The sequence below is a fragment of the Alphaproteobacteria bacterium genome (assembly GCA_040216735.1).
Lineage (GTDB): Bacteria > Pseudomonadota > Alphaproteobacteria > SHVP01 > SHVP01 > CALJDF01.
This window is the reverse complement of sequence record JAVJOO010000004.1, coordinates 81,307-105,719: the sequence shown is the minus strand read 5'-3', so window position 1 is coordinate 105,719 and position 24,413 is coordinate 81,307. Positions and strand designations below refer to the sequence as shown.

26 protein-coding genes and 1 tRNA gene are annotated in these 24,413 nt (G+C 62.7%); 16 read left to right on the top strand and 11 right to left on the bottom strand.

The features are described from left to right. Positions 1-32: 32 nt before the first annotated feature. Complete coding sequence (locus RID42_10850; GenBank protein ID MEQ8248163.1) at positions 33-1,094, top strand: CDGSH iron-sulfur domain-containing protein; 1,062 nt, start codon at positions 33-35, stop codon at positions 1,092-1,094. Here RID42_10850 and RID42_10845 read toward each other — a convergent pair whose 3' ends face one another. Both RID42_10845 and RID42_10840 read right to left on the bottom strand, forming a co-directional pair. Further along, a complete protein-coding gene (locus tag RID42_10845; protein ID MEQ8248162.1) occupies positions 1,095-1,238 on the bottom strand; it encodes a hypothetical protein in 144 nt (47 codons plus the stop codon). Continuing rightward, positions 1,235-2,176 carry an alpha/beta hydrolase gene (locus RID42_10840; GenBank protein ID MEQ8248161.1) on the bottom strand — a complete coding sequence of 314 codons (942 nt, stop codon included), beginning with the start codon at positions 2,174-2,176 and terminating at the stop codon, positions 1,235-1,237. Before RID42_10840 ends, RID42_10845 begins: the two co-directional genes overlap by 4 nt. Before the next feature lie 91 nt (positions 2,177-2,267). Here RID42_10840 and RID42_10835 point away from each other — a divergent pair, with 91 nt between their 5' ends. From RID42_10835 to gss, 5 genes are all read left to right on the top strand, one after another. Then, positions 2,268-3,152, top strand: coding sequence for an NAD(P)-dependent oxidoreductase (locus tag RID42_10835; GenBank protein MEQ8248160.1), 885 nt, complete (start codon positions 2,268-2,270; stop codon positions 3,150-3,152). A gap of 15 nt (positions 3,153-3,167) precedes the next feature. Next, positions 3,168-3,779 carry a pyridoxamine 5'-phosphate oxidase family protein gene (locus tag RID42_10830; GenBank protein ID MEQ8248159.1) on the top strand — a complete coding sequence of 204 codons (612 nt, stop codon included), beginning with the start codon at positions 3,168-3,170 and terminating at the stop codon, positions 3,777-3,779. A gap of 5 nt (positions 3,780-3,784) precedes the next feature. Then, positions 3,785-4,510 (top strand): hypothetical protein, encoded by a 726-nt coding sequence (locus RID42_10825; GenBank protein MEQ8248158.1) that lies wholly within the window; start codon positions 3,785-3,787, stop codon positions 4,508-4,510. Positions 4,511-4,690: 180 nt separating this feature from the next. Then, the gene (locus RID42_10820) at positions 4,691-5,548 is read left to right on the top strand and encodes a hypothetical protein (protein ID MEQ8248157.1); all 858 of its coding nucleotides are present in this window, start codon (positions 4,691-4,693) and stop codon (positions 5,546-5,548) included. A gap of 105 nt (positions 5,549-5,653) precedes the next feature. Beyond that, positions 5,654-7,561: a bifunctional glutathionylspermidine amidase/synthase gene (gene gss / locus RID42_10815; GenBank protein MEQ8248156.1), complete on the top strand. Its 1,908-nt coding sequence runs from the start codon at positions 5,654-5,656 to the stop codon at positions 7,559-7,561. Positions 7,562-7,570: 9 nt separating this feature from the next. Here gss and RID42_10810 read toward each other — a convergent pair whose 3' ends face one another. Then, entirely contained in the window at positions 7,571-7,975 is a 405-nt protein-coding gene (locus tag RID42_10810; GenBank protein MEQ8248155.1) for a GFA family protein, read from the bottom strand. A 276-nt stretch (positions 7,976-8,251) separates the two neighbouring features. On the opposite strand from RID42_10810, the gene RID42_10805 reads away from it, so the two are divergent. The 4 genes from RID42_10805 to RID42_10790 all read left to right on the top strand — a co-directional run bounded on the left by RID42_10805 (position 8,252) and on the right by RID42_10790 (position 11,824). Then, a complete protein-coding gene (locus RID42_10805) occupies positions 8,252-9,433 on the top strand; it encodes a class I SAM-dependent methyltransferase (protein MEQ8248154.1) in 1,182 nt (393 codons plus the stop codon). A gap of 167 nt (positions 9,434-9,600) precedes the next feature. Next, complete coding sequence (locus tag RID42_10800; GenBank protein ID MEQ8248153.1) at positions 9,601-10,080, top strand: hypothetical protein; 480 nt, start codon at positions 9,601-9,603, stop codon at positions 10,078-10,080. 193 nt (positions 10,081-10,273) lie between these two features. Then, positions 10,274-11,140, top strand: a complete 867-nt coding sequence (locus tag RID42_10795; GenBank protein MEQ8248152.1) for a TauD/TfdA family dioxygenase — start codon at positions 10,274-10,276, stop codon at positions 11,138-11,140. An 18-nt stretch (positions 11,141-11,158) separates the two neighbouring features. Further along, positions 11,159-11,824 (top strand): glutathione S-transferase family protein, encoded by a 666-nt coding sequence (locus RID42_10790; protein ID MEQ8248151.1) that lies wholly within the window; start codon positions 11,159-11,161, stop codon positions 11,822-11,824. A gap of 208 nt (positions 11,825-12,032) precedes the next feature. Here RID42_10790 and RID42_10785 read toward each other — a convergent pair whose 3' ends face one another. The 5 genes from RID42_10785 to RID42_10765 all read right to left on the bottom strand — a co-directional run bounded on the left by RID42_10785 (position 12,033) and on the right by RID42_10765 (position 16,009). Continuing rightward, complete coding sequence (locus RID42_10785) at positions 12,033-12,794, bottom strand: N-acyl homoserine lactonase family protein (GenBank protein ID MEQ8248150.1); 762 nt, start codon at positions 12,792-12,794, stop codon at positions 12,033-12,035. 73 nt (positions 12,795-12,867) lie between these two features. Next, positions 12,868-13,848, bottom strand: coding sequence for a sensor domain-containing diguanylate cyclase (locus tag RID42_10780; GenBank protein ID MEQ8248149.1), 981 nt, complete (start codon positions 13,846-13,848; stop codon positions 12,868-12,870). 310 nt (positions 13,849-14,158) lie between these two features. Beyond that, positions 14,159-14,235, bottom strand: a tRNA-Arg gene (locus RID42_10775). 242 nt (positions 14,236-14,477) lie between these two features. After that, positions 14,478-15,611, bottom strand: coding sequence for a class I SAM-dependent methyltransferase (locus tag RID42_10770; GenBank protein MEQ8248148.1), 1,134 nt, complete (start codon positions 15,609-15,611; stop codon positions 14,478-14,480). Positions 15,612-15,715: 104 nt separating this feature from the next. Next, on the bottom strand, positions 15,716-16,009 hold the full coding sequence (locus tag RID42_10765; GenBank protein ID MEQ8248147.1) for an ETC complex I subunit: 294 nt from the start codon (positions 16,007-16,009) through the stop codon (positions 15,716-15,718). Between the two features lie 122 nt (positions 16,010-16,131). Here RID42_10765 and RID42_10760 point away from each other — a divergent pair, with 122 nt between their 5' ends. Then, a complete protein-coding gene (locus tag RID42_10760; protein MEQ8248146.1) occupies positions 16,132-16,398 on the top strand; it encodes a hypothetical protein in 267 nt (88 codons plus the stop codon). A gap of 100 nt (positions 16,399-16,498) precedes the next feature. Next, on the top strand, positions 16,499-17,281 hold the full coding sequence (locus tag RID42_10755) for an SDR family oxidoreductase (protein MEQ8248145.1): 783 nt from the start codon (positions 16,499-16,501) through the stop codon (positions 17,279-17,281). Here the strand turns inward: RID42_10755 and RID42_10750 are convergent. Both RID42_10750 and RID42_10745 read right to left on the bottom strand, forming a co-directional pair. Further along, positions 17,278-17,694, bottom strand: coding sequence for a VOC family protein (locus RID42_10750; GenBank protein ID MEQ8248144.1), 417 nt, complete (start codon positions 17,692-17,694; stop codon positions 17,278-17,280). The two genes, RID42_10755 and RID42_10750, sit on opposite strands and share 4 nt — an antisense overlap. Positions 17,695-17,806: 112 nt before the next feature. Continuing rightward, positions 17,807-19,576, bottom strand: a complete 1,770-nt coding sequence (locus RID42_10745; protein ID MEQ8248143.1) for a gamma-glutamyltransferase family protein — start codon at positions 19,574-19,576, stop codon at positions 17,807-17,809. A 156-nt stretch (positions 19,577-19,732) separates the two neighbouring features. On the opposite strand from RID42_10745, the gene RID42_10740 reads away from it, so the two are divergent. Continuing rightward, positions 19,733-19,855: a hypothetical protein gene (locus RID42_10740; GenBank protein ID MEQ8248142.1), complete on the top strand. Its 123-nt coding sequence runs from the start codon at positions 19,733-19,735 to the stop codon at positions 19,853-19,855. On the opposite strand, the gene RID42_10735 is transcribed toward RID42_10740, so the two are convergent. Next, positions 19,839-20,852, bottom strand: coding sequence for an AraC family transcriptional regulator ligand-binding domain-containing protein (locus RID42_10735; GenBank protein ID MEQ8248141.1), 1,014 nt, complete (start codon positions 20,850-20,852; stop codon positions 19,839-19,841). The two genes, RID42_10740 and RID42_10735, sit on opposite strands and share 17 nt — an antisense overlap. Before the next feature lie 210 nt (positions 20,853-21,062). Here RID42_10735 and RID42_10730 point away from each other — a divergent pair, with 210 nt between their 5' ends. Genes RID42_10730 through RID42_10720 form a run of 3 tightly spaced genes read left to right on the top strand, consistent with a single transcriptional unit; the run spans position 21,063 to position 24,393 of the window. After that, the gene (locus RID42_10730; GenBank protein ID MEQ8248140.1) at positions 21,063-21,521 is read left to right on the top strand and encodes a (2Fe-2S)-binding protein; all 459 of its coding nucleotides are present in this window, start codon (positions 21,063-21,065) and stop codon (positions 21,519-21,521) included. A gap of 2 nt (positions 21,522-21,523) precedes the next feature. Continuing rightward, on the top strand, positions 21,524-23,767 hold the full coding sequence (locus tag RID42_10725) for a molybdopterin-dependent oxidoreductase (protein ID MEQ8248139.1): 2,244 nt from the start codon (positions 21,524-21,526) through the stop codon (positions 23,765-23,767). An 8-nt stretch (positions 23,768-23,775) separates the two neighbouring features. Continuing rightward, positions 23,776-24,393: a hypothetical protein gene (locus RID42_10720; protein MEQ8248138.1), complete on the top strand. Its 618-nt coding sequence runs from the start codon at positions 23,776-23,778 to the stop codon at positions 24,391-24,393. Positions 24,394-24,413: the final 20 nt, after the last annotated feature.

The following is a 24,413-nucleotide window of genomic DNA, read 5'->3' as shown; positions in this document are numbered from 1 at the left end:
TCGTCCGAACGAATCGAACCTGAGGTGCCGCCGTGAGCGACTCTCCGAGCCCCGTAGTCGCCCGATACAAGCCCTACTACGAAGAACTGGTGGGCGGCAAAACATATCTGTGGTGCGCCTGCGGGCGCAGTCAAACCCAGCCGTTTTGCGACGGCTCTCACCGTGGCACAGGCATTCTACCGGTCAAATACAAAGCCAAGGCAGACGGCGAAGAGGTGCTGTTCTGCGGTTGCAAACACAGCGCGGAAAAGCCGTTCTGCGACGGCGCCCACAACAACCTGAAAGGGACCTACGACACGGACGATCCGAACGCGCCCGAATACGCCGATATCCCGGTGATCCCGGCAGGGGCCGACGCCAAAGCCCGGCTCGACGGCGGGTGTTTCGTCTGTTCTCTACCGCAGGTCGCGACCGCCCAAGAGGGAACGCTCGCCTGGGGACCCATCATCACGCGCGCCGACGGCGCCAAGCATCAGGCGCAATTCCTGTTCAAGGCCGCGCCCGGCACTTCGCCCGTCCTCGGATTCGGCGACCGCCATGTCGTTCTTCTAGTGACGGCCGGTAGCGGCGACATCGACATCGGCGGGCGCCGGTTTTCCGTGGCGCCAAATACGGGGGTTTACGTGCGACCGGGTGAATTGTTTCGGTTCCATGCCGACTCCGAAATCGCCGCCTGCGCGTCCACCGGCCCGCTCGCTGACGGGCCAGAATGGCATGCCGCGATGGACGACACGTTCGACGGCGATCACCCTGAGCGAACGGTGGGCATCGACGAGAACAAGCGCCAGTCGATGGCCGACCGGTTCTTCCAAATGCTGGTCGACAAGTCGGTCGGGTCGGACCTCGTTACCCAGTTCATCGGCGAAATCCCGCGCTCGAAAGCGGTCCCTCACCGGCACCTCTATGAGGAATCCCTCGTCGTCATCAAAGGTAAGGGGTTTATGTGGACCGAAAACGGCAAGGCCGCCGTTAGCACGGGCGACGTGATTTTTTTACCGCGCAAACAAATCCACAGCCTTGAATGTACCGATCCGGGCGGCATGTTTGTGGCGGGCGTGATCTTTCCGGGCGACAATCCGTCGGTCAACTACTAGTCAGAATGGTAGGCCTAGTTTGTCGGCGACGAAGATCAACCCCTTCACAACGCCGTAGGCGATCATCCCGAAGACAACGGCATAGACGAACACCAACCCGTTGCGCTTGAGGATTGCAGCGATGCTATTACCGCGATCGCTCACGACCCGAAGGCGCGTTTCAGAGCAGCGCAGGCCCGGTCCATGAAGGCGCGCCCCTCGTCGATCGCCCCCGCCATCGAGACGAAACCGTGGATCTGGCCGGGGTAGTCGGTGTAGTCGACCGCGACGCCGGCCGCCGCGAGCTTTTCCGCATAGGCCGCCCCCTCGTCGTGCAGGGGGTCGAAGCCGGCGGTGCAAACGATCGCCGGCGGCAGACCGTCGAAGCGGGCTGCGCGGAGCGGCGACGCACGCGGATCGTCGCGCTCGCCCGAATCGTTCAAGTACGAATCGATGAACCACTTCATCAGATCGCGGGTCAGGAAATACCCGTCGGCCCGCGAGGCGTAACTGGCGGTGTCTTGATACGTGTCGGTTACCGGATAGACCAACACCTGGAAGGCAATCGGCGGCCCGCCGTCGCGCGCCCGCTGGGTCGTCACCGCCGCGAGGTGCCCACCGGCGGAATCCCCGCCAACGGCGATCCGCGCAGGATCGACATTCAGGGTGGCGGCATTGTCGTAAGCCCATTGTAGGGCGGCATAGCAATCGTCGGAGGCCGCGGGAAAACGGTGCTCGGGGGCGAGACGGTAATCGGGTACCAACACCGCACATCCGGCACCGGCGGCGTAGTAGCACGCCTCGCGCAAATGGCTCTCGACGTGCCCCAGCACCCAGCCCCCGCCGTGGTAGTAGATCAGCAACGGGAGCGGCCCCGAACCGGCGTCGTGGGGGACGATCATGCGGGCGTCCATCGCACCGTTCGGCCCGGGAATCGCGATCCGGTCGATCCGGGCGACATCCGCCAAGGGCACCCCGAAATTCTTGGGGATTTCGTCGAGCGCGGCGCGGGCATCGGCGACCGGCATTTCGTTCAAGGGCGCACCGCCAGCTTCGCTGGCGGCATCGAGGATCGCTTGGGCTTGGGGATGGACCTGGGACACGGGATACTCCTGACCGGCGCGTATTCAGCGGGTACCCTAGCCGACGACACGACCGACCCCAAAACGAATCGGCTCCACGGAGGCTTGAGAGATGACCAGACCACGGCTCGGCTTTATCGGTTTGGGCGCCATGGGCGCACCCATGGCACAGCATTTGTTGCGCCGGGGCTATACCGTCAATGTCTGGGCGCGGTCGCCGGAGAAGATCGCAGACCTGATCGCGGCCGGTGCGACATCCCAGGCCAAACCCTGCGACGTTGCCGCCTGGAGCGATGTGGTTCTGCTGTGCCTGTTCGACGCGGCGTCGGTCGAGGGCATCGTTTTCGGCCCGGACGGCATCGCGACAGGCGCGAACGACCACAAACTCCTGATCGACCACACCACGACGCACCCCGCGCGCACCCGCGAGATGGCGGCGCGGCTGAAGGCGGAAACCGGGATGGGATGGGTCGACGCGCCGGTGTCGGGCGGGGTCAAGGGCGCACTCGCCGGCACTTTGATCGTTATGGCCGGCGGTGCTCCCGCCGACATTGCCCGTGCGCACGGAATCGCCAACGCCTATGCCCGGCGCCTGACCCACATAGGCCCGGTGGGCGCCGGACAAGCGAGCAAGGTGTGCAACCAGATCGTCATCGGCGCGACCGTCGCGGTATGGGCCGAGGCCCTCAATTTCGCCCATCGCTTCGGCGTCAACGCGGGTGACTTGCCGGATTGCTTGGCCGGCGGCTGGGCCGATTCGGCGGTAGCCCGGGATCATGCAAAGCGGATGGCGCACCTGGCCCCCGACACGGTCGGCGCCGGTCTGATGCAAAAGGACATGGATGCCGCCCTCGACATCGCCCACAGCGTCGGGTGCGACATGCCGGTAACGGCGCTGGTGGCCGAGCTCTACCGCAGGGTCCATGCCGAGACCGGCGAAGGCGGACAGGCTGGCCTGATTCGGCTCTATACTGACGAACCCTTCGCCACCGACTGAGCTTGGAGAGTTCCCATGACCATCGCTACCGAGGCCGAGCTGCGCACCATCATCGGGACCGCGCACCCGATCACGGTGGACAAGGAAATGGATCGCCTCGACAAACACGCGCGGCATTTCATTTCGCTTTCGCCGTTCCTGTGTCTGGGCACGACAAACGGCGAGGGAATAGCCGATGTTAGCCCCCGCGGCGACCCGCCGGGCTTCGTCAGGGTGATCGACGATACGACGCTGGTGATCCCCGAACGTCCGGGCAACCGCCGCGCCGATACCATGCTCAACGTGATGAAGAACCCTGTGGTCGGCTTAATTTTCTTCGTCCCCGGCATCGAGGAAACGCTGCGCGTCTCGGGCCAAGCCGCAGTGATCGACGACGCGGCGCTCCTCGCGGACATGGCGGTCCAGGGCAAAGCGCCGAAACTCGCGCTGCGCATCGACGTTGAACGCGTCTTTTTTCACTGCGCCAAGGCGCTCAAGCGTTCGCGCTTGTGGGAGGCAAGCGCCCAAGTCCCGCGCGATGCCTTCCCTACCCCCGGCGAAGTCATCCGCGACCAGCGCCGCCCGAACGATTCCGCCGTAGAACTCGACGCCCTGGTGATCGAAGACCAGAAGACGAACTTGTACTGACCGCAATGGGGATCTACTCGCCCGAACCTCGATTCTCCATCAGGGAGAAGAAAATTCTCCAACTTCTCGGCAAACTCCTTGTCGAGACATCTGCTGCTGGCACCAAATCGAACCTTCCCCATGACCGGTTAGCTCTTTCTGATGATGAAGCAGACGAGCTATCATTCCTGATCTCACAATTGCTCGAGAATCGAGAATTCCTGGAAAAGGTTCAACTCACCGATGAACTGTTCGCCAAAGATCCTAATGAAAAACTAGCGCGAGAAATTTTCCTAAGAGGCCGCAAGAATTTTGGCCATACCAGGGCAATGGCAACCATACAATGGTCTGACTTCCAGATCCGTATTGGAAGGTTCCTGAACGTCTCTCGCGGAACGTCGGCAAGCGTCATGCCTTTCGATCATTTTGCCGAAATGGAGCGTCGCTTATTTCACAAACTTGGACTAGCGAACCCTGTCGTGGAACTGCTTTGCAACAGGATCGCCGCAGGCCAGGAAGTGCTCGAATCGCTGCAAGCGGAAAAAACATCAAGCCGACGAGGCCAGACGCAGCGCTTTCTAAAAAGACTTCGCCAGAGATCTGTGTCCGGTATTCCTATGGCACGAGCGAACTTGGAGATTCTTGCCATAGTGATTGCGGATAGTACGGTCTACTGGACGACACGAGACTGGACCGCAACTGGAACAATGTCCGTTGCAGTGGCCACCGCGCTCCAACATCGAAGACGGTGAACACCAGACGCGTCCGTGCTACCCTCCGCTACCCATCCATGTGTGGCTAGGGTTCCGCCGGTGCGCCGGGTCTGGACCGAGCGCCACGAAACGCCGGTAACGGCAGACACCTAAAAGACGAAAACGCTAGGGGGGATGGACGGGTGTGCGTTTGCACGCCCTGTCGTCTTTGGAGGTGTCATGTCCGTCCTCGCTCTTGCCCTCGTTCTCACCGCCGCCTGTTGTCATGCGGGCTGGAACTTCCTCGTCAAGAAGATCAATGCCGGGCCCGAGTTGATCTGGCTGATCTCGGCCGTCACGGTGGCGATCTACGGACCGGTCGTGGTCGTCGTTTGGCTTCTAGAGAAGCCGCAGATCGACCTGGTCGCGGGTGCCTTCATCGCCGGCAGCGCGCTGATCCATCTCGCCTATTTCCTGTTGTTGCAACAGGGCTACCGCCGCGGCGACCTATCGCTGGTCTACCCGACGGCGCGCGCGACTGGGCCGTTCCTGTCATCGATCTTCGCGGTAATCGTCCTGGGCGAGATCCTGACGCCCCAGGTCGCGGCCGGCGCCGCGGCGGTAATCGGCGGCGTGTTCTTCCTCACCGGCGGGCTGCGCCGCCGCGCCAGGCACCTGACCGTGTCGCTCGCGTTCGGGCTGGCAACCGGCGCCCTAATCGGCAGCTACACCGTGTGGGACGCCTACACCGTGACCGCACTGGCCGTGCCGCCAGTGATCCTCGACTACGCCACCGCCGTGGCGCGCAGCGTCTTGCTTGCGCCCGTCGCGGTGCGGCGCTGGTCCAAGGTCCGTATCCTATGGGACACGCACCGCCGCGCCGTCGTCACCATCGCCGTGATCAGCCCCCTTGCCTACATCTTGGTGCTGGTCGCGTTCACCTTCACCCCGGTCATCTATGTCGCGCCGGCGCGCGAGGTCAGCGTGCTGCTCACCGTGCTGATGGGCACCTTCCTACTCGGCGAACCTTCGCCCGGGCGACGACTAGTCTGGGCGGTCGCGATCGTGGGCGGGATCGCGCTGCTGGCGACCGCCTGAGACCGGCCTGCGGCGCTCGCGGTGCAAGACCATCTTGCGCAAAACCCGGACCGGCCCTATATCGCGTCGAGCGCCGGATGTCGTTCCGGTATTGTAGGTCAACCCATGAGCCCCCTCGATCGGTCGCACAAGGCCAAGTTCGGCACCCTCCTCGGTGTCGGCCCCGGCGACGTTGCCGTCTATTCCTCGGACTACCCCAGCGCGGATAAGAACGAACTGCCCAACCGGCAAGCGTACCGTCATGACGTCGGCGGTATCTTCACCGGCTATAAATGGCAGTGCGTTGAACTCGCCCGCCGCTACCTGTTGAAAAATTACGGCTATGTCTTCGACGACATCGCGATGGCCTACGACATTTTTCGGCTACGCGAAGTCCGCCGGGTCGACGACAACAGTCGACTAGCGCTTAAGTCCTTCCGCAACGGCGCCAAGCGCCGTCCCGAGGTGGGCTGCATGCTGATCTGGAACGAGGGGGGTGAGTTCGAGATCACCGGCCATGTCGCCATCGTCACCGAAGTCTTCGACGACAAGATCCGTTGCATCGAGCAGAACGTCGAGGACAAGCTGTGGGCGCCCGGCCAAACCTGGTCGCGCGAGCTAGCGGCCACCGTTCTGGCCGACGGCGGCTATTGGATCGACTGCACCTACGACAACGCCGACATCCTTGGCTGGGTGATCCAGACAGATGACCCCACCCACGCGGAAACCATCCTCGACGCCGATCCCCGTCTGTTCGACCTAGAGGTGCGCGAGGTGGAAAAGCGCGGCCAGGAACGCGTCAATTTCTTGAACCCCCAGGTTCCCGACGAAGCCACATTCAGCGACGTGATGGGCGGTAGCCGCCTCAGCACCAGCGACGAAAAACAGCACACCTATTTCCGTATGGGCGAAACCGCCCTCAAGGAGCTTAAGCGCGCGACCAACGAGCTCCATGCGCTGTTCATGCACGCCACAAACTTTGTCCTCGCCGACGACGAGCGCCTGCGCAAGTTCAACCTGCCGCCGGCCCTGTGGCCACGTATCCATCAGTCGTGGGACAACCGGCGCAACCAGATGATCACCGGGCGGTTCGATTTCTCGATGTCGCGCCGCGGCATCAAGGTCTACGAGTACAACTGCGACTCTGCTTCCTGCCATATGGAAACCGGCAAGGTGCAGAGCCTGTGGGCCGCCCACTTCGGTTGCCAAGAAGGACGCTGTCCGGGCGACGCGCTGACCGCGAACCTGATCCGCGCGTGGCGCGACAGCGAGACCGGCGGCCTGTTGCACATCATGCACGACAACGACCCCGAAGAGATTTATCACGCCCAATACATGCAGCATGCCATTGAGGCAGCCGGCATCCCAACCAAGTTGATCATGGGTCTTGATGGGCTGCAGTGGGGCCATGAGGGCGAAGTCCTCGACGCCGACGGCCAGCCCGTGCTGTGGGTGTGGAAGACGTGGTCGTGGGAAACCGCGCTCGACGACATCCGCGATCAATTGTCGGACGACGACGAGAATATTCGCCTGCACCGGACCATCGACCGCAGCACCACGCCGCCGCGCCTCGTCGATGTCCTGCTACGCCCTGAGGTCATGATCTTCGAGCCGTTGTGGACGCTGATTCCGAGCAACAAGGCGATCTTGCCGGTGATGAACGAAATGTTCCCAGGTCACGCCTATCTGCTCAACACCCGCTATGACCTCGATGACGCACTGCTCAAGACCGGTTACGCGGCCAAGCCGATCGTCGGCCGCTGCGGTGCCAACATCGCGCTTTACGATCGCAACAACGACCTCGTTGAGGAAACATCGGGCAACTTCGAGGAACGGGATCAAATCTTCCAGGAGTTGTTCCCGTTGCCCAACATCGGCGGCGACAACGTACAGGTCTGCACCTTCACCGCCGGCGGGACCTTTGCCGGCGCCTGCGTCCGCGCCGACCCGGCGGCCATCATCACGAAGGACTCCGACGTTTTGCCGCTCCGCGTCGTCCCCGACGACCAACTCGAGGCGATGCAGGACGACTGAGTCCGCCCGCTACAGGTGCCGGGTTTCCGCCGGCGCCTCCCACCAAAGGTTGTCGCGACCGTTGGCATAGGTCACCGGACCCGCGGTCAGTTCCTCCGGGGTTGCGTCGTCGAGAGTAGCGACGCGAACCGACACGACGTCGCCGCCAAGTTCGGGAACGTGAGCCTTGCTGAAAACCTGCGTGCCGCACCGGCTGCAAAAGTGGTAATAGCCGCTCTTGGTCGCGAATTGGTAACCGCTCAGAGCGGCATCGCCCGCAAGCAACCGAAAGGCCGTCGGCTTGAGAGTGACAGCCCAATTCCGAATTTTGGTGCAGATCGAGCAGTTACATTTGCCGGTGCCGGCGGCGAGGTCGATGTCGGCCTCATAACGCACGGTGCCGCAGTGACAGCTTCCATGATAGGTCTTCAACATGAGTGCTCCTGACGTTTGGCGACCCGCAAGGGACCGAAGGAGCACATCCTAGCGCCCCCCTCCTGACACCATCCTGTCAGGAGAGTTCGCCCGGCCGGCATTTTTCCGATCGGTTCCGGGCGCGTTGCCTCGGGCCACCCCGGCGCAAACGCATCTCAACCGCACCGCATCCACTCTACGGCCAGAGCCGCAGCGGTTCATTTCAACGGGCGCGTCGCGTCATGGTATAGTGAGCCACGTTATCAGCGCCCTCAGGAACCCGCCGAGGAGGCCCCCATGTCCAATTTGCCCAACATCGACGATATGGTCGAACCGACCCATGACGAACTCGCGCGCCAGGGTTACGTGTCCACGCTGCGCAAGCGGATCCTGCTCGACTACGCCAAGGACATGAAGACGGTCTACGACCACGCCGTCGAGCCGCGCTTCGAGAAAAAGAACGGTCGCAAGCCCAAGACCGGCAACGAGATTCGCAAGGAAATGCTCGGCGAACCTATCTTCCAGGAGTGGAGCGCGCTCCGCCATAACGCCCAGCTCATGACCTGGTGGAGCGTTCAGCCCTCGGTCGAGCGCAAGCTCCCCGAGCTGATCCAAACCGCCAAGGACGCCGCCGCCTCAACGCCGTCGGGCGGATCGCTGCGCCTCAACCCCAATGTCGATATTCCCAAAACCGTGAGCGAGCTCGACGTTCATCTCATGCCGGGTTGCTTCCATGAGGAGCACACCAAGGACGACGTCGCCCAAGGTGCCGTTCTGCACCATGGCGTCGGCGTGTTTTCGGGCGGCCTTGCCCACCGCTCCAAGGGCGGCTGGGGCGCGACCGCGGCGCGCGCGCTGCGCATCAAGTATCCTGACTTTCACCCGAAGACCTACCTCGATCTCGGCTGCTCGACCGGCGGCCAGCTGTTTTCGGTGATGGACGTCTATCCGGAGGCCGAAGCCCATGCGATCGATGTCGGCGCGCCGATGGTGCGCTATGGCCATGCGCGCGCCGAGGCAACGGGACGCAAGGTGCACTTCAGCCAGCAGAATGCCGAGACGCTCGACTTCCCGGACAACACCTTCGATCTCGTGACCTCGAGCTTCTTCTTCCACGAGATCAGCGTGAAATCGTCCAGGAACATCCTCAAGGAGACCCTACGCGTTCTTAAGCCGGGCGGCCTGATGATCAACCAGGAACTACCGCCGGTCTCGGAGGTTAGCGGTCCGTACGAGGATTTCGTTGTCGACTGGGACGCCTACTACAACAACGAGCCCTACTACTGGCAGTTCCGCCACCAGAACCTCGAGAAGCTATTCACCGATTGCGGCTTCAAGAAAGGCAACTACATCCAGTTCCGTGCCCCGAACTATGGCACCTGGCCGGACGCGCTGTTCGAGGCCTGCGTGCGCGGCGACAAGGTCCCGCCGGAGGTATCGAACGGCCAGGCCTGGTTCTCCTTCGGCGCCTGGAAATAGACGCACGTTCCTGAACGACCGGGCGGACCGGCCCAGCGCCGGCGCGCCCGCCCTGACGCCACCCGCTTGCCACAAGGACCCATGACATGGCTGATCCGGTCAAATTACCGCGCCGGTCGCGCGGACCGAAACCGCAGTTCTTCAGCGATCCCGCCATCGACCACTTGATGGCGATGATCATCGCACTGACCGGCGAACTGTCCGTCGCAATCGAACGTCACGACACGCTCGAGCGCTTGCTCGACGAAGCGGGCCTGGTCGCGCGCAAGAAGGTCGAAGCCTACCGCGCCAGCGATGAGGTCGCTGCCGAGCGCGTTGCCCGGCGCGACGACCTCATCGCCCGGGTCTTCCAAATCCTGGAGGAGCAAGCCCAGCTCGCGGAGACGATGGGCAAGTCGACGCGGGCGGACAGCGTTTCCTACGTCGCCGACGACCGCGGCGCCATTCTCGGCGCCACCGACGATCCCGCAATGCGGAAGTACATCCGGGGCCCGGCGAAGAAGGCCACGAAAAAGGCCGCCAAGGCCAAGCGCACGCCGGCGAAGAAGCCCGCCCGCAAGACGGCGGCGAAGAAGACGCAGCCGAAGCGCGCCGCCAAGAAAAAGCCGGCTACGAAGTCCGCCGCGCGCAAGAAGGCGCGGCGCTAGCGACAAGACCGCACAGGGGCACGCGGATCCACGACTTCGACCGGGGTGAAGGCGTTCGCCTGAGCGGAGCCCCGGCTTTACGATGGCCCCCCGCCTCCATTAGCTTAGAAAGCGGCGCCTGGATGATGCGCTGGCGCCAATAGTAAGTGTGCACCGCTTTGCAAAACCCCGATGTGGGAGCGACGACCCGGTTATGTTGAGCGATTGGGAACCGCCGAAGTCGTTTTCGGCGTACACGCACATACAGGTCAAACGCATCGCCGGGGCGCTGGGGGCCGAGGTTTCCGGTGTCGATCTTTCGACCGACGTTTCGGACGCGGCGATCGCTGAGATCACCGGCGCGTTGAACGAGCACCATGTCCTCTTTTTCCGCGGCCAGGATTTGACACCCCAACGTCAGGCGGCCTTCGCGGCACGGTTCGGGCCGCTCATTCCGTATCCGATGGTCAAGGGGCTGGGCGGCACGGACGCGGTCGTCCCCGTCGTCAAGAACCCGGACGAACGCGTGAACTTCGGCGGGCTGTGGCACGCCGACACAACCTACCTCGAAGAGCCGCCCATGGGAGCACTGCTCTATGCCGTCGCCCTGCCGCCCTACGGCGGCGACACGTTGTTCGCCAATATGCACCTCGCCTATGAGACGTTGTCGCCGAGCCTGCAAACCTATTTGGAGACGCTCACCGTCGTGCAGAACTCGGCCAAGGCCGAGGTGACGAAGACCCGCGAAGACAGTGTCAAAGGCCAGGGCGGCGCGCCCACCCAGTTCGTCGCCGAACACCCGGCGGTCATCGTCCATCCGCGTACCGGGCGCAAGGCGCTCTACGTCAATTCGGCGCATACCGAACGGTTCAAGGAACTGACGCCCGAGGAGAGCGACCCGCTTCTGCAGTTCCTATTCCGGCATCTCGCGCGCCCCGAATTTACCTGCCGCTTCGGGTGGACGCCGGGCGCGCTCGCGTTCTGGGACAACTACGCCAGCCAGCACAACCCGATCAACGACTACCACGGGTTCAAGCGCGTGATGCACCGGGTGACGATCGGCGGCGGGCGGTTGCGTTAACAAAGGGAGAGAGCTCACGTGGTATTGACGTTCATCTATGTCGACTTACCGTTCTGGCGCGCCGAAATCGGCCGGATCGCCCTGCATCTCGGCAAGGTCGATTTCGTCGACCGGCGCATCAGCCGCGACGAATTTCTTGAAGCCAAGGAAACGGGGAGATTGCGCGACGGCACGATCATCCCCTTCCGGCAGATCCCTTGCCTAGTCGTGGACGGCCAAAGCATCGCCCAGACCGGCGGCATCAGCCGGATTTGCGGCAAGCTCGCAGGCCTTTACCCGACCGATATGGTCGCCGCCGCGCTGGTCGACCAGGTGATCGACATGGCGACCGATATCACCGTGCTGCTCGGCCCGGCCAACGCGGAGCAGGACGACGCGAAGAAAAAGCAGATGCGGTTGGACCTGGCCGCCGGCCCATTGCCCCGGAAGATCGGCTTCCTCGAAGAACAGCTCGGGCGGAACACCGGCGATTGGTTCGTCGGCGACAGCCTGACCATCGCCGACATCGCCGCGTGGCGCCTGTTCGGCTGGCTGACGTCGGGCACCATCGATCATCTGCCGACCGACCTGCTCGCGCCCTTTCCGAAATTGCGAAAGCTCTGCCGCCAGGTGAACAACGACCCCGGCGTGATCGACTGGGTGCACCGCACCTACCCCAAGGGGTACGCGCCCGGGAACTTCTAGCGCCCTGCCCGCGCGAGAGAGGCCGAGGTCAGAACTTCCGCCCCTAGGCTCTCTACTGGGTAGCGAAAGAGGTGGCTTACATTGGCCTGCTCAAAACTAGGCGCCATGGATTTCCCTTTCGCCTCGACATCGCACTCGACCTTTAGTCAATGAACCGGCCCACTCGCGCTACAGCACGTTTAGCCTCGTCGCCTTGCTAGCGACCCGCCTATTCAAACGTGCCACCGTTCCCGCGCAACTCGCCCCACTGCTTCTCGTCGTGCCCGAAGAGTACCGTTGCGCCGGATTTTCCAATACGGGCAATCTCCGACAACGAGTGCAAGTAGCGTTCGGCATTCCAATTGTTCTTGGGCACGATACTTGGATCCAGGTTGATCGCCATCGGCAGAGCATCTGACGCGAGAAGGTAGGCGCCGCTGGTCGGAAGCTCCGCGAGCAGACCGATTTGGCCGGGCGTGTGGCCCGGTAGCGGCAGGAGCGTCAGGCACCCGTCGCCTAACAGGTCGGTTTCGCCGGTGAGCTCGTTGACCGGCATTGGATGATCCCAATCGGCTCTGAAGTAGCCCCGACCTTCCGACCTTGGTTGGCGCACCGCTTCTAGTTCGTCCGCATGTACGTAGAACGCGGCGCGCGTGAAAAACTCATTGCAACCGCAATGATCGCAATGAAGGTGGGAATTCACGACAACATCGATGTCCTCCGGACCTAGGTCCATGGCGCCGAGTTCGTTGAGAAGGTGATCGCCGACAGGCATTACCGGCACGATGTCCCGCGCCATCTCCCCCCACCGCGCTTCCGGGTTGGCGGCGACGTTTGGGTGGCATCCAGTATCGAACAACACATTGGCGTGCGCATGGCGAAACAGGTAACAGGCCACCGGGAGTTCGACCGTCTCTTCGGGCGATGAGGACGGCACATAGATGTGCTTGTACATCCGAACGCGGCCACCAGAAAGAACATGCATCTTCATCGATGATCCCTCGGTCGCCTGTTAGCCTCAATGATCGCAATGGAATCGGTCGTTGACGGGGCAATAGAGCGATCTAGGAGTCTAGGGCCGCCTGATTGCGGCCCTTCTCTTTGGCATCATAAAGTGCCTTGTCCGCTCGGATCATAAGGTCGCCCAGTGTTTCGTCTTGGTCGCGCAGAGAAGCAACACCTGCACTCGCTGTAATCGAAAAGGTCCGGTCTTCTGCTCTGATCGAAACAGCGCTGAGCTCACGGAGCATGCGGTTGACGACAGTTAGCGCTTGCTCGCCAGCGGTCTCTACCAGCAAGAGGCCGAACTCCTCGCCCCCGAGGCGTCCAAAGTAGTCTTGCTCTCTAATCTGGTCCTGGCAAACGCCCGCGAACACCTTCAGGGCTTCATCGCCTGATATGTGACCATGCTTATCGTTGACCAGCTTGAAATGGTCGAGATCGTAAATAATCGCTGACAGGTTCCGACCGTAGCGTCGTGCACGAACGAACTCTCCTTGTGCAGTTTCCAGGAACATCCGGCGGTTGGCAGCACCGGTCAGATGGTCCATTGAAGCGGCCTTTCGCAGCTCCAGCTCGCGAACCACAAGATGGGCTAGGTCTTCGAGTATCTGTCGCTGATCTTCAGTCAGGGTCCGCGGTTCGCGATCGATCACGCACAGCGTACCGAGATTGTTTCCATTCGATGAGGTCAACAACGCGCCTGCGTAGAAGCGGACATTGGGATCGCCAGTGACGAGCGGATTGTCCTCAAACCGTTCGTCGCTAAGGGCGTCTCCTACGACAAAAGTCTCAGTGCCAGCGATTGCATGTGCGCAAAATGCAACCTCACGAGGGGTCTCCGTTGCGTCCAAGCCCACTCGTGACTTGAACCATTGACGCCTCTCATCGACCAGCGACACTAGGGCGATCGGGGTCCCGACAACCTTGCTCGCGATTCGCGTGATGCGATCGAAATCGGCCTCTGGGGCGGTATCGAGAACGGCATGACGCTCAAGGTCGCGTAGTCGGTTTGCTTCGTTCTCCGGGACCGGTGGCTTCCGCATTCCGAACGCTAGACGGAAACAACCTTGAAGAGCTAGTGCTAATGATCAGTGGCACCCTCACCCAGGATATATACGGGTTTTACCCTTTGGGTGGAGACTCACGAGCGGTTGCAGATTCCTGCAGGAGGGGCTCCGCCCTATACTCCCGAGGACTCCCCCAAAATTGCGAGCGTTGCAGCAACGTATGTTGCATCGATGTCGCGTGGAGACGCTGACAGCTCTTGGAATTCGTTAGAAAACAGCAAAAACTTCGCTAACCACACCCAACATGAAAAAAGACCCCGCGAAGAGCCTAAGTCACTGAAAAGATTGGCGCGCCCTATAGGATTCGAACCTATGACCTACGGCTTAGAAGGCCGTTGCTCTATCCAGCTGAGCTAAGGGCGCCCGGTCTTCAATTACCACGAACCGGCGGCGACCGCCAAAACGGTTGGCCCTTCGACTTGGGTCGCTGTGCTGCCCAGCTCAGGACGACGGCCCTTCTGCTCCGGCCCTTCGACTCGGGCCGCGCGGCGGCCCGGCTCAGGATGACGTGGGCGGGGTTGTGGGAGTGCGGCGGCGCTAGGGGCGCTAGGCGTGAAAACGGGCGGCACTGGGGCCGCCCGTTTATCTCGTCGGTCGGGAGCGGGCTACTTTACCGCGCCGAAGACGTTGTATTGGCCGAAGCCCTTGCCTTCGCCGCGGTCGGCGCGCGAGACGTAGGCGCTGGGGGCGCTGTCTTCGAAGTAGGTTTTGGGATCGAAGCCAGCGGCCACCGAAATTGCCTTCCAGTCTTCGTCTTGCATCGTGCCGAGATAGGGCTCGGCGTTGAAGTGGGCGTTCCATTCGACGAAGTACTTGCTGTATAGCTCGCCGCGGCCGAGCGCATCGGCGTGCAGCATGATCCCGCCTTTGCTGAGCAGGCGGTAGCATTCCTTGATGATCGCCCGCGAGGCCTTCACCGAGGTTTCGTGGAACATCAGGTGGCTGGTGATCAGATCGAAATGGCCGTCGGGGAAGTCGGTGTGCTCGGCGTTCTGCTGGCTGAAATGGACCGCCTTGCCCAACGCGTCGGCGCGGTGGTGGCCGTAGCGCACGCACGGGCCGGCGACATCGATGGCATGGACCTCGGCCTCCGGGAAGTGATCGACGTAGGGCACGCTGGCGTGGCCGATGGTGCAGCCCATGTCGAGGATGCGCTTGGGCTTGAAGTTCGGAAAGCGCTGCTTGAGCCACTTGCCGGTCGACACGCCCGTATCGTCGTTGTTGGGCCCAGCCTGGCCCATGAAATAGAGGTGAATGGTGCGGTCGTATTCCGCGCCGGCGACGACGTCGCCCTCCTCGGTCACGTTGGTATGGTACGCGCCGGGTTTGGAGTGGATGTCGACGGCAGTGTGGTAGCGCGGCATCGCGAGATCCGGATCGAGACGCAGCGAGCCGTGTTTGCCCGAGAACTTTTTCGCCTTTTGATTCAGTTCCGGCAACTGGCGTTCGATGCTGGGACGCACCGTGTCGTAGAGCATTTCTTGGCTGGTGCGCAGCATCGCGCTCCACAGCATGTTGTAGGGTTCCTTGCCGAGCTCCTCGCGCATTTCCTTGCGGGTTTGGATGTCGCGGCCGTGGGTCTTGCGAAAGCGCGATTTGACCGGGCCGTCGAACAGCGTCTTGTTCCCCGGCATCACGTCTTGCGCGATATGAACCTTTAGACTGCGGATAAAATGCTGGCGCGACTGTTCGTCGTGCCATGCGTCCGGGAACATCGCGTGGGTGGCGTTGACCGGCATGGGCCCCTCCTGTCCAAGTAAGGACAGAAGGCTAGACCTAGGGGCTTGGGCGGCGCAAGCCCGGTGTCACCCCGGGGGATCGGCGCTTGGAGGACGGCCGGGGGTCAGGCGACCCGGTTGGCCTTGAAGTTGTCGGCGTAGCTCTTGGGCCGGACGGTCCGGGTCTTTGGTTCCGTCACCTGGTAGGTCAGGCCATGTTTCTTGGCGAAGGCGACCGCCTCTTCCTTGGTGTCGAAGGAGAGCGAGACCTGCTGGGTCATATCGGCGGAACTGGTCCACCCCATAAGAGGCTCGATTTCGCGGGCGCTGCCGGGCTCGAATTCCAGGCGCCAGCGCCGCGTATTGGCACGGCCGGATTGCATGGCGTTCTTGGGTGGCTGGAAAATGCGGGCTTTCATGCTCTCACCTCAATGGACGCCGCAATAAAGCCCTAGATCGCCGGGAATTCAAGCGGCAAGGCTGGCCACACCGCCCCGGGCATTGTACCAATCTGGGAATGTTTAACCGGATCTGACGCCCTGTGGTCGCCCTTTCCCGCCAAGCCACCTATGGCCTGATCGCCCTCGGCATCGTCATCGTGATCGCCACCCTGATCGGGTTTCGCTATGCGAGTTTCGATCCGTGCGAAATGCTGCGCCAGGACCTGTTGCGCGGCGCGGAGGCGCGCGGCGAAAGCGTGCAGGCCACCGCGTTGTTGTTCCAGGACCGGCGACCCCGGCTCAACGTCGCGATTTGCGTTGCCGCCTATCTTTCGACATCGCCCGCGACCTACATCCGCGAATTCTAAGGCGCGTGCCCTGCCCGCACACCGGTCGCGCACCGAGGTGTCCGCGCGGCGGCCGAGCCGCAGCGCTACAGTCGACAAAACGAACCCTGGGGAGGAAACGATGTGCGCAGCGCGAACCTACGATTACGCCCGGCTTGGCCCGCCGGAGGGCGCCAAGGTTGTCGTCGCCGGCGGTTGCGGCGGGATCGGCTCGGCGATCGTCGAAGGGTGCGTCGCCACCAACCTTGAGACCTACGTGCTGGACATGCAGGCGACCTACGACGCCAAACCCTGTCCGCCCGGCGTCACCTTCGTGGCGATGGACGCCCACGAGGAGGATTCGGTCCAAGCCGCCGTCGATCAAATCGCGGCAAAGACCGGGGGCGCGCTGGACGCGCTGATCAACTTAGTGGGGGCCGGCAACGGACCGGCGCCGCTGACCGAACTGGAAGCCTGGAGCTGGGACGAGGTGATCAGCCGCAACCTGCGCTCGGCGTTTCTCCTTTGCAAACACACCATGCCCCTGCTGCACGCCAGCGGCGACGGCGCGGTTGTCAACACGGCTTCGGGGGTCGCCTATCGCGGCGTTAAGGGCGTCGGCTCTTACGCCGCCGCCAAGGGCGGGCTAATCAGCATGACCAAGACCCTAGCGGTGGAGAACGCGCCGACCGTGCGCTGTAACGTCATCGCACCGGGCGGCGTCACCAACAAGGTCAAGATCGTCGACGGCGAGGTCATCGGCCCGCACGGTCTGCGCACCGGTGTGACCACGGCAGGCATCCCGCTGGGCCGCTTTGCCGACCCCGAGGACATCGTACCGGCGGCGCTGTTCCTGGCCGGGCCCGCCTCGGCCTATATGACCGCCCAGGTGTTGCAGCTTTCAGGCGGCCTGGTGCAGCCCTAGTCCGTAGGCTGGGCTTTGGTCTCATCCCACCACAAGGTTTCGATCTTGTGGCCGTCGAGATCGCGCACGAAGGCAGCGTAGTAGGCGTCGCTGTACTGCGGTCGCGGGCCGGGTTTGCCGTCGTCGCGGGCACCCAGTTCCATCGCCACGGCGTAAAACGCATCGACTGCCGCCTTGTCCGGCGCCACAAACGCGATATGCACGCCGTTGGCCGTTTCCGGTTTGCCGCCGTCAAAGGGGGTTTGCACCCAGAATTCCGGGAACGCCTTGCCGTAGGCAACCGCACCGGGGAAAGCCATGACCCGCTTGCAGCCCAGCGGGGCAAGAACCTTGTCGTAAAACGCCGCTGCACGATCGACGTCGTCCGAACCGACCGACACGTGGGACAAAATGCTGGGATTGTCGTCTGCCATGGAGACCTCCTTCGGGCACGATTGATCGAGGGAACCTAGCGCGAAAAGCGGCCAAGGCGGCCACCTTTCATGCCATCATTTTGCCCTCGTGGCGCGACGGCGCGGCGACGGTTTAGCGTCCGACTGCGTACCCTTGCATGCCGCGCGGGTTGGCGCCGGCGCGGATCATCCCATCGCGCCGGGACACCGCCGATAGGCGGCCCTCGGACCAGGCATCGCCCGCCTCGATCAGGTGGCCGCGCCGTGTAAGTTCATCCAGCGTCGCTTTGGAAAAGCGGTCTTCCAGCACCACCCGCCCCGGCGTTGCCGCGCGCGGGTAGAAAGAACTTGGGAAGTGTTCGGTATGGAACGACGGCAGGTCGATCATCTCCTGCAGGTTCATGCCATGGTGCACGTGGCGCAGAAAGGCAATGAGCTGCCATTGGTCCTGTTGATCGCCGCCCGGTGTGCCAAAGGCGAGGTACGGATCGTCGCCGCGCATCACCATCGTCGGCGTCAACGTGGTGCGGGGGCGTTTTTTCGGCGCGAGGCTTCCGGGTAGCCCATCTTCGATCCAGAACATCTGGGCACGCGAGGTTAGCGGGAATCCCAACGCCGGAATCACCGGCGAACTTTGGAGCCAGCCCCCCGACGGGGTCGCCGTTACCATGTTGCCCCAACGGTCGACCACGTCGATGTGCACCGTGTCGCCGCGCTTCTCGCCAAGCTTGGCCACCGTCGGTTCACCCGCACCAGGCGCACCAGCCGCTGTCGCAGCCGCCTGCCCTACCCGTACATTACGGCCATCGACCGACCCCGGGCGCAGTTCCATCGATGCCTCGCCGTCGACCAGCTTACGGCGGCCGTCGTTGTAGCCATCCGACAACAACCCGGTCATCGGCACGTCGGCGAAATGGGGATCGCCGTAATAGGCCTCGCGGTCAGCGAAGGCGAGTTTGGCGCATTCGACGACGGTATGGACGAAGTCGGCGCCGACCGGGTCCATCGCTGCGATATCGAACCCTTTCAGCAAGGCCAATTGCTGCAAGAACACCGGCGCCTGCGCCCAGGGACCGGTCTTGAGCACGGTGTAGCCGTGGTAGTCGTAGGCGACCGGGTCTTCGTAGGTTGCCTGCCAGCCCGCCATGTCGTCTGCGGTCAACAACCCGCCGTGCCGTTCGCCCGAGGTATCCATGGCCTCAGTGTTGCGGCAGTACTCGTCGATCGCCTCGGCAACGAACCCTTGCGACCATGCCCGGCGCGCCGCGTCAATCTGCGCGTCGCGACCGGCGCCCGCGCTGTGGGCCTCGCGCAACAGCCGCGCCCACGTCTTGGCGATACCTTTGTTGGCAAAGAGCGTACCGGGTTGCGGCGTCTTCCCGCCCGGCATGAAGGTATCGGCCGAACTTTTCCATTCAGTGGTGAAAAGTTCGGCAACCGAATCGATGGTGCCTGTGACCATTCCATGGACCGGGACGCCGTGCTCGGCATAGCCCAGCGCGATTTCGAACACCTCGGCCAAGGTCATGGTGCCGTGGTCGCGCAACAACGTCATCCAGGCATCGAATGCGCCGGGAACCACCGCCGACAACAGCCCGGTACCGGGCACCATGTCGAGTCCGAGCGACTGAAAACGCTCGATGGTCGCGGCCTCCGGCGCGACGCCCTGACCGCAAATCACCCGCGCCCGCTTTTCCTTGGCGCTGTACAGGATGATCGGCACCTCGCCGCCCGGCCCGTTTAGGTGCGGCTCGGCGACCTGCAGCACCAGCCCGCCGGCCACCGCCGCATCGAAGGCATTGCCACCGCGCTCCAACATCGCCATCGCCGCAGACGACGCGAGCCAATGGGTCGACGCAACCGCGCCAAAGGTGCCTTGGATCTCCGGACGAGTTGTGAACATGGGCCCCACCCCCTTGGGCTGAAAAGACCCTGCCGTGGTACCACGCCGCCCTAACCCGCGCCAACCCGGTGTGCGTTAGAGCCTTGCCCGGCGCTGCCCCGCAGCGCCACGCCCAGTGCCGTCTTGTGTCCCGACCCCAAGTTGCTAGGATCGCGTATGCGCATTCTTCGTCTTACGCTTTTTCTGGTTCTTGGCGCGTTCGCGGTCACGGCATGCGAATCCCCCGATTGGACCGTCGGAAAGCGCGAACTCGGCCACGGGTTCAAGGTTCCGCACTGAGGGCCGCATTGCGCGCCTCGGCAGGCGTCATCCCCGTCCAACTGCGGAAAGCCCGGTAGAACGAATTCGGGTCTCGAAAGGCCAGTAGATGGCTGATCTCCTCCGCGCTCACGTCGCCGCGTTGGATGTAGGTGCGCGACAGTTCGATCCGCGTCTCATCGAGGATCGTTTGATAATTGTACCCTTCTTGCTGCAATTGGCGTTGCAAAGTTCGCCGGCTCGTGTTCAGCCGCCCGCAAACCATGTCGATCGACGATTCGCCCGACGCCAGCGTCGCCATGAGAACGTTGCGAACGCGCGTAACAATTGCACCGCCTTCTTGCCCGTCGATCAAGCGGCGCATTAGTTCGCCCTCCATGACCTCCCAAAAAGCAGTGTCTTCTGAGATGAAGGGCCTGGAAGCATCCTCTGAAGCAAATACAAGTCGGGCGTGCTCGTGGTGCGCGATCGGGCCGCCCACGAACGCCCGGAGCGCGTCCGTCGCAAATCCAGTGTCAGACAGATCGACACGCACAGGAACGACATTGACCCCGGTGAAGACTCGCGCACACTCAACAAAAAAGGCGGCCTCGAAGGTCGACATCGAAGCCGGCATCGGTGCATTGGGTTCGCTCGACCCGATGTCGACCGTGACGCAATCGCCATCTCGCCGAATGTCCAGCGCGACCGGCGCGATAATCGGTTTGAAAACCGCAAGTCGTTGGACCCCGACTACCAGATTGGGGCTGCAAGAAAACGCAATCAGCGCCGGCGTGAACGGTCCCTGGACCGCACCGCGCGCCATGAGGAGAGGAAAGTCCGGTCGGTCCGCCTCGGCTTCGAACGCGCGCCAAATGGCATAGAAGGTACGACCGTCAACTCCGCGGCCCTCGTCCCCTAGGAACTTGGGACTCAGTCCCGCCCTGGCGAGCACACGGGCCTCGGATACCTGCAACACGCTACAGGCCCGCCTAATTGCGGCCGCGATGGGATAGCGGCGGTACAGGGTCTGCGTCATTGGGTTCCTCTCACCGCACTGCAATCTCCGGCCACGGGTGCGCTAGGTTGTGGGAGCCTATGGCGCAAATTGTTATAGAGTTGGCGCAATCTGCAAGTTGATGGAACGCTATCAGCTCCCAACCTATCTCCTCAAGTGCGGACGTCGCCGGGTGGCTGTCTCCGAACGTCCCGCAGGACGCGACAAAACCGAGGGTAATAGTCGATGAAAATTCGTTTCACCGTGAATCAGACACCCCACGAGGTCGATGTTCCCGAGGACATGCCGCTTCTGTGGGTTCTACGCGACGAACTACGATTGACCGGCACCAAGTACGGATGCGGCATCGCCCAATGCGGCGCCTGCACGGTCCTCCTCGACGGCATCGCGATGCGATCCTGCCAGTTTAGGGCGGCGGACCTGGAAGGCGTCGACGTCACCACCATCGAGGGGCTCGGCACACCCGAAACGCTCCACGCGGTCCAGGCCGCTTGGATCGAAAAGCAAGTGGCGCAATGTGGTTACTGTCAATCGGGACAGATCATGCAGGCCGTCGCGCTATTGGAGGTCAACCCAGAACCGAGCGACACCGATATCGACGAGGCCATGTCGGGCAATCTCTGCCGCTGCGGCACGTATCCCCGCATCCGCGAGGCGATCCACCTCGCATCACAAAAAGTGGGAGCCTAGCGATGGGGAAACTGCGCACCGTTACCCGCCGCACATTCCTCATTGGGTCGGTGGCAATTGCCGGTGGCGTCGCGTTTGGTACCTATATGATTGCCAAGCCCCACGACAATCCGCTTGCAGTCGATCTGGGCCCGGACGAGGCCACCTTCAATCCCTGGGTCAAGATCAGCAAAGAAAAGATCACGTTGATCGGTCCGCATACCGACCTCGGGCAGGGTGTTCGCTCCTCCCAGGCAGCGTTGATCGCCGAAGAACTGGACCTTGAGTTCGGTCAGTTTGAAACCGACCCCGGCATACCCTCCCCAGCCTACTTCAATGGCGCCTTCGCCGCCGAAGGTGCGCCGTTTATGTCAAGCGATCGGAGTTTCCAGGCCGAAACCGTGCGCTCGGCCCTTGGTGCCGTCGTGAAAGTCATGGGTATCCAAGGAACTGGCGGCTCGACCACAATGGCAGACAGCTTTGACAAACTTCGTATGGCCGGCGCGGTCGCCCGCGAGACTCTGAAACTTGCCGCCGCACGCCGCGAAGGGCTATCGGTGAACCTGCTCAGCACCGAAAGCGGCCATGTGCGCCTGCCCGACGGTGCCAGCATCCCCTACACCGATCTGGCAGCGGAAGCGGCGCTCATCGAACCGGTTACGGATGTGCAACTGCGCGATCCGTCAACGTGGCGCCTCATCGGCAAGCCGATGGAGCGGCTGGATATCGTCGCGAAATCGACCGGGACCCTGATCTTCGGGATCGATCTCACGATGGACGGCATGGTCAACGCCACTGTCAAAGTGAACTCGCGCCAGGGCGGTACCCTCAACAGTTACGACGCCACAGCAGCGGCAGCTATGCCGGGTGTTCAGAAGATCGTGCCCGTGACCAACGGGGTCGCCGTCCTCGCCGACAACACGTGGAACGCGTTCCAGGCCGCCGAAGCGATCGAATTCGACTGGGGTCCCGCCCCCTATCCCGCCGAGCAATCGGATCATTGGGCGTCGGTTGCCGCCTCATTCACCGAAGCGCGACTCGACAAGGAATGGCGTCACGACGGCGACGTTCCTGGGGCACTCGCGTCCGCCGCCGATACGGTCGAGGCCGAGTACCGTGCGCCCTACGTGGCCCATGCGCCGCTTGAGCCGATCGGCGCGCTCGTATTGGTGACCGACAACCGCGCCGACATCTGGGTCGGGCACCAACTGCCACGGTTCGCGCAAGATATTGTGGCCGATATCGTTGGGCTTCCGGCGGGAAACGTCCATCTCCACAACCAGTATGTCGGCGGGAGCTTCGGCCATCGGCTGGAATTCGAGAACGTCCGCTACGCGGCCGAGATTGCACGTCAAATGAAGGGGACGCCGGTCAAACTGACCTATTCGCGTGAAGAGGATTTCGCCCACGATTTTCCGCGTCAGATCGGCATGGCCCGAATGGCCGGCGCCGTGGCCGACGGCCGCGTGCGCACCGCGGATATCTCGATTGCAACAGTGTCCGCAGCCACCTCCCAAAGCCTGCGCCTGGGCCAAACCGTTCCGGGGCCGGACACGCAGATCCCCGCGGGTGCCTGGAACATGCCCTACGCGATAGAGAATCTCCGGGTCCGGGGCTACCGCGTGCCAGAACTGGCCCCGACCAGTTCCTGGCGGTCGGTGGGCGCTTCAACCGCAGGCTTCTTTGCCGAGGGCTTTCTCGACGAGCTGATTCACGCCGCCAACGCCGATCCCATGGAAGAACGGTTGCGGCTATGCAACCACGATATTGCCCGGGGCGTTCTTGAGGCGGTAGCGGAGATGTCCAACTGGGGGACGGCTCTGGAGCCGAACCGCGGGCGCGGCATCGCGATCGTGGAAAGTTTCGGCGTAGCCTGCGCGGAGGTAATCGAGGTCACCAACACCGACAAAGGAATCAAGGTCGATAAGGTTTATGTCGCGGCCGACGTCGGGACGATTGTGGACCCAATCAATTTCGACAACAACGTCAAGGGCGGCGTGGTCTGGGGGCTCGGCCATGCGATCAACTGCGAAATTACCTATGCCGACGGAATAGCCGAGCAATCCAACTATCACGCCCACGAGGGCATGCGGCTCTATCAGTGCCCGGAAATCCTTGTGCGTGGGTTGGAGACCGCCCGCAATGTGCGCGGTATCGGCGAGCCACCCGTCCCGCCGGCGGCGCCCGCGCTGGCTAACGCGATCTTCGCCGCCACGGGCATCCGGATTCGCGAAATGCCGATGAACAAACACATCGATTTCGTTTGAACCGGCAAATGAAAGGCTTTTTTTTCGCGGCGGCGCTCGCTGCCTGCCTGTCCACGCTCGCCTTTGGCGCCGACGAAGTCGTGACGATCGTGCCACCAAAAGCCGGTTCGGTTAGCAAAGCTCAGGGTTTGGACGCGTGGGCGCGGATCTATGAGGTCACCTCGCACCCGCGCTGCTCGAACTGCCATGTCGGCGCCGACAATCGACCGATGTGGTCGGGAGCGAGCTACGGACGAACCCGACCGCACGGCATGAATATCAACGCCGGAGAAAGCCGCTTCGGCGCAGAAACACTTACATGTGTGACGTGTCACGCACCGCGATCGGGCGCCCCCGATCCCAAGCCACACGCCCCGCCGCAAGTTGCTATGGAGTGGCAGTTGGCGCCCGTAGAGGCTGAATGGTTCGGCAAAACAAGCGCACAGGTGTGTAACCAGTTGCGCGACCCTGAACGAAACGGTGGCCGCACCTTCCTCGAAATCGCGAACCATCTCGATCACGATGTCATCTTGCAATGGGCCTGGAACCCCGGGGGTGGCCGAGAGCCTGCGCCCTATAGTCTCCAGGACCATGTTAACGACGTGCTGGCCTGGGGAGTCGCTGGCATGCCGTGCCCAACCCAATGAGCCGAGGCAAAAGGATTGAC